At 69.7% G+C, this 3880-nt stretch carries 2 protein-coding genes and 1 pseudogene; all 3 read left to right on the top strand.

Annotated elements, in window-relative coordinates:
* A pseudogene (locus tag G3N93_RS36165) lies at positions 1 to 559 on the top strand (alkane 1-monooxygenase); the annotation flags it as partial.
* 7 nt (positions 560 to 566) lie between these two features.
* Entirely contained in the window at positions 567 to 1919 is a 1353-nt protein-coding gene (locus G3N93_RS36160) for an LLM class flavin-dependent oxidoreductase (RefSeq protein WP_206135155.1), read from the top strand.
* Between the two features lie 22 nt (positions 1920 to 1941).
* On the top strand, positions 1942 to 3774 hold the full coding sequence (locus tag G3N93_RS42135; RefSeq protein WP_307873448.1) for an amino acid ABC transporter permease/ATP-binding protein: 1833 nt from the start codon (positions 1942 to 1944) through the stop codon (positions 3772 to 3774).
* Positions 3775 to 3880: the final 106 nt, after the last annotated feature.

The raw sequence follows: 3880 nt of genomic DNA, 5'->3' as shown, positions 1-3880 counted from the left end.
GCAGCCGCCCGAACGCATCCTGCTCGGCGGCTCGCCGGACAGCGGCGCGCTCGCCGCACGCAACGGCTGGCGCTTCTGCTACGCGGGGCATTTCAACGGCGACGACGCGAACCTCGAGCGCTCGCTGGACGCGTATCGCAGCGCGGGCGGCACACGGCCGCTGGTCGCGCTGTACGCGGTGGCCGCGCCGACGCGCGACGAAGCCGAGCAACTGATCGGGCCGCTGAAGATCTTCAAGCTGCAGTTCGCCGGCGGCCAGAGCTTCAATCTCGCCAGCGCGCAGGCGGCCGCCGAATTCGCGCGGCAGAGCGGCGCGTCCGACTACCGGATCGACGAGCTGCGCCCGACGGTGCTGGCCGATACGCCCGAGCGCATCCACCGCGCGCTCGATGCACTGAGCCGGCGGCTCGACGTCGATGCGTTCGTGATCGATTCGCCGGTGACCGACTACACGGCGCGGCTCGCATCGGCCGAATGGCTCGGCGGCGCGCTGTCGGCCACGCCGTTGCAGGCGGCCCTCGCGGCCGACCGCTCCCTCTCCCCTGACCAGAACGCGTGACGCTCCCATGACGACCCGACGATCGATCCCCTTCGGCCTGATGCTGCAAGGCGCAGGCAGCCACATGAACGCATGGCGGCACCCGAGCAACCCGCCGGACGCGAGCATCAACCTCGATTTCGCGATCGGCATCGCACGCCAGGCGGAAGCCGCCGGCATCGCGTTCGCGTTCGTCGCGGACGGCCTCTACATCAACGAGAAGTCGATCCCGCACTTCCTGAACCGCTTCGAGCCGCTGACCGTGCTGTCGGCGCTCGCGGTCGCGACGAAGAAGATCGGGCTCGCGGGCACGATCTCGACGTCGTACAGCGAGCCGTTCACGGTCGCGCGCCAGCTCGCGTCGCTCGATGCGATCAGCGGCGGGCGCGCGGGCTGGAACGTCGTGACGACGCCGCTCGAAGGCACCGCGAAGAATTTCGGCAAGGCGCATCCCGACCACGAACTGCGCTACGAGATCGCCGACGAATACCTCGACGTCGTGCAGGGCCTGTGGGACAGCTGGGACGACGACGCATTCGTGCGCGATCGCGCGACCGGCCGCTTCTTCGATCGCGACAAGCTCCACACGCTCGACCACCACGGCCGCTTCTTCCAGGTCGCGGGCCCGCTCAACATCCAGCGCTCGCCGCAGGGCCAGCCGGTGATCTTCCAGGCCGGTTCGTCGGACACCGGCATCGGGCTCGCGGGCAAGTATGCGGATGCGGTGTTCACGCATTCGCCGTCGCTCGACGAAACGGCCGCGTTCACGCGACGCGTGAAGCAGAGCGCGATCGAGCACGGCCGGCAAGGCAGCGACGTGAAGATCTTTCCCGGCATCGGGCCGATCGTCGGCCGCACGGCGGCCGAGGCCGAAGACAAATACCAGGCGATCCGCAACCTGCTGACGATCGACGAGGCGCTCGCGTATCTGGGCCGCTATTTCGATCATCACGATTTCACGCAGTACGCGCTCGATGCGCCGTTCCCGGAACTCGGCGAGCTCGGCCGCAACAGCTTCCGCTCGACCACCGACCGGATCAAGGCCGACGCGAAGCAGAAAGGCCTGTCGCTGCGCGAGACCGCGCTCGCGGTCGCCACGCCGCGCCCGAACTTCATCGGCACGGCCGAGCATGTCGCCGACGAGCTGATCCGCTGGCACGACGCCGGTGCCGGCGATGGCTTCATCCTCGGCTTTGCGGTGCAGGCGCAGGGCGTCGAGGATTTCGTCGAACTGGTGATCCCGGCGCTCGAGGCGCGCGGCCGCTACAGCCGCGACCTGCCCGGCGCGACGCTGCGCGACCACCGCGGGCTGCCGCGCAAGGCCAGCCGCAACGCGGCGCCGGGCGCGCCGCACGAAACGGCGGCCGAAGCGCACGCCTGATGCCCGCTGCCGCGCCGCCCGTGTGCGGCGCGCCTGCCCGACCGATTCGAGGATTTCCACCGACAGGAGCGACACGACCCACCTCGGCGGCACACTGCCGCCGCTCTCCTCACCCGGCGCGCGCGACGCCGGCACGCGTTTCCGGATTGTGCCCGCGCGCCACCGGTCGCGCACGGCCGGCACCGTGCTCGCCGTCGCGCTGATCGCGATCGTCCTGCATTCGATCCTCGGCAACCCGCAATGGGGCTGGCCGGTGTTCGCCGAATGGTTCTTGTCGCCGCCGGTGCTGTCGGGGCTCGCGCGCACGCTGGTGCTGACGCTGCTCGGCGCGGTGTTCGGCCTCGTGCTCGGCGCGTTCGTCGCACTGGCCCGGCTGTCGCGTTCGCGGCTGCTGTCGGCGAGCGCGTGGACGTTCGTGTGGCTGTTCCGCTCGATTCCGCTGATCGTGCTGCTGCTGATCCTGAACAACCTCGGCTACCTGTACGAGCATGTGCGGCTCGGCGTGCCGTTCACCGACATCGTATGGTTCGACACGCCGACGACCGACCTGATCAGCCCGTTCCTCGCGGCCGTGCTCGGCCTCACGCTGCACCACGCGGCGTTTTCCGCGGAGGTGATCCGCGGCGGCATTCTCGCGGTCGATCAAGGCCAGCTCGAAGCGGCCGCCGCGCTCGGCCTGCCGCGCGGCCGCCAGACCACGCGGATCGTGCTGCCGCAGGCGATGCGCGCGATCCTGCCGACCGCGTTCAACGACCTGATCATGCTCGCGAAAGGCACGTCGATGGTCTACGTGCTCGCGATGCCGGAGCTGTTCTATACGGTGCAGGTGATCTATCGCCGCAATCTCGAAGTGATTCCGCTGCTGATGGTCGCCACCGTCTGGTACCTGATCATCCTGACCGTGCTGTCGGCCATCCAGGTGCAGGTCGAGCGGCACTATGCACGCGGCGCGCTGCGCAACCCGCCGCCGTCCGTCATCACGTTCGCGCTTGCGCGCCTCGGCGTGCTGTGGCGGCGTGTCGCGTCCCGTCACGCTGCATCGGGCGCGCAAGCTCACGGCGACAGCGACACCGCGACCGCCGTCGCACCGCGCGCCGGCGGCGAAGTGGCCGTGCACGGCGTATCGAAGCAGTTCGGCATGCAGCGCGTGCTCGACAACGTATCGTTCGTCGCGCCGCGCGGCAGCGTGACCGCGATCGTCGGGCCGTCGGGCTCGGGCAAGTCGACGCTGCTGCGCACGATCAACCATCTCGAACGCGTCGACGACGGCTTCATCGACATCGACGGCGAACTGATCGGCTATCGCCGCGACGGCGACGTGCTCTACGAGCTGAAGGAACGCGACGTGCTGACGCGGCGCACGGCCGTCGGGATGGTGTTCCAGAACTTCAACCTGTTCCCGCACCTGACCGTGCTCGAAAACCTGATCGAGGCGCCGGTCGTCGTGGGCGGCGTCACGCGCGACGCCGCCGAGCGCATCGCCCGCGCGCTGCTCGCGCGTGTCGGTCTCGCGGATAAAGCCGATGCATACCCGCGCCAGTTGTCCGGCGGCCAGCAGCAGCGCGTCGCGATCGCGCGGGCGCTCGCGCTGCGCCCGAAGGTGCTGCTGTTCGACGAGCCGACGTCGGCGCTCGATCCCGAGCTCGTCAACGAGGTGCTCGACGTGATCAAGGAACTCGCGCGTTCGGGCACGACGCTTGTGATCGTCACGCACGAAATCGGCTTCGCGCGCGAAGTCGCGGACAACGTGCTGTTCATGGAGCGCGGGCGCATCGTCGAAGCCGGGCCGCCGGCCGTGGTGCTCGACGCGCCGTCGCATCCGCGTACGCGCGCGTTCCTGTCGAGGGTGCTGTGATGCGCGTCGCTCCCGACCGGCGAGGTGCCGCACAATGACCACCGACCGACGCCAGTTCATGACCGCCGCGCTGGTCGCGGCAGCGGGCTTGCCGTGGCACGCGACC

The organism is Burkholderia sp. Se-20378 (assembly GCF_017104665.1).
Lineage (GTDB): Bacteria > Pseudomonadota > Gammaproteobacteria > Burkholderiales > Burkholderiaceae > Burkholderia > Burkholderia lata.
The sequence above is the reverse complement of the archived record's forward strand: the minus strand, read 5'-3'. Positions and strand labels throughout refer to the sequence as shown.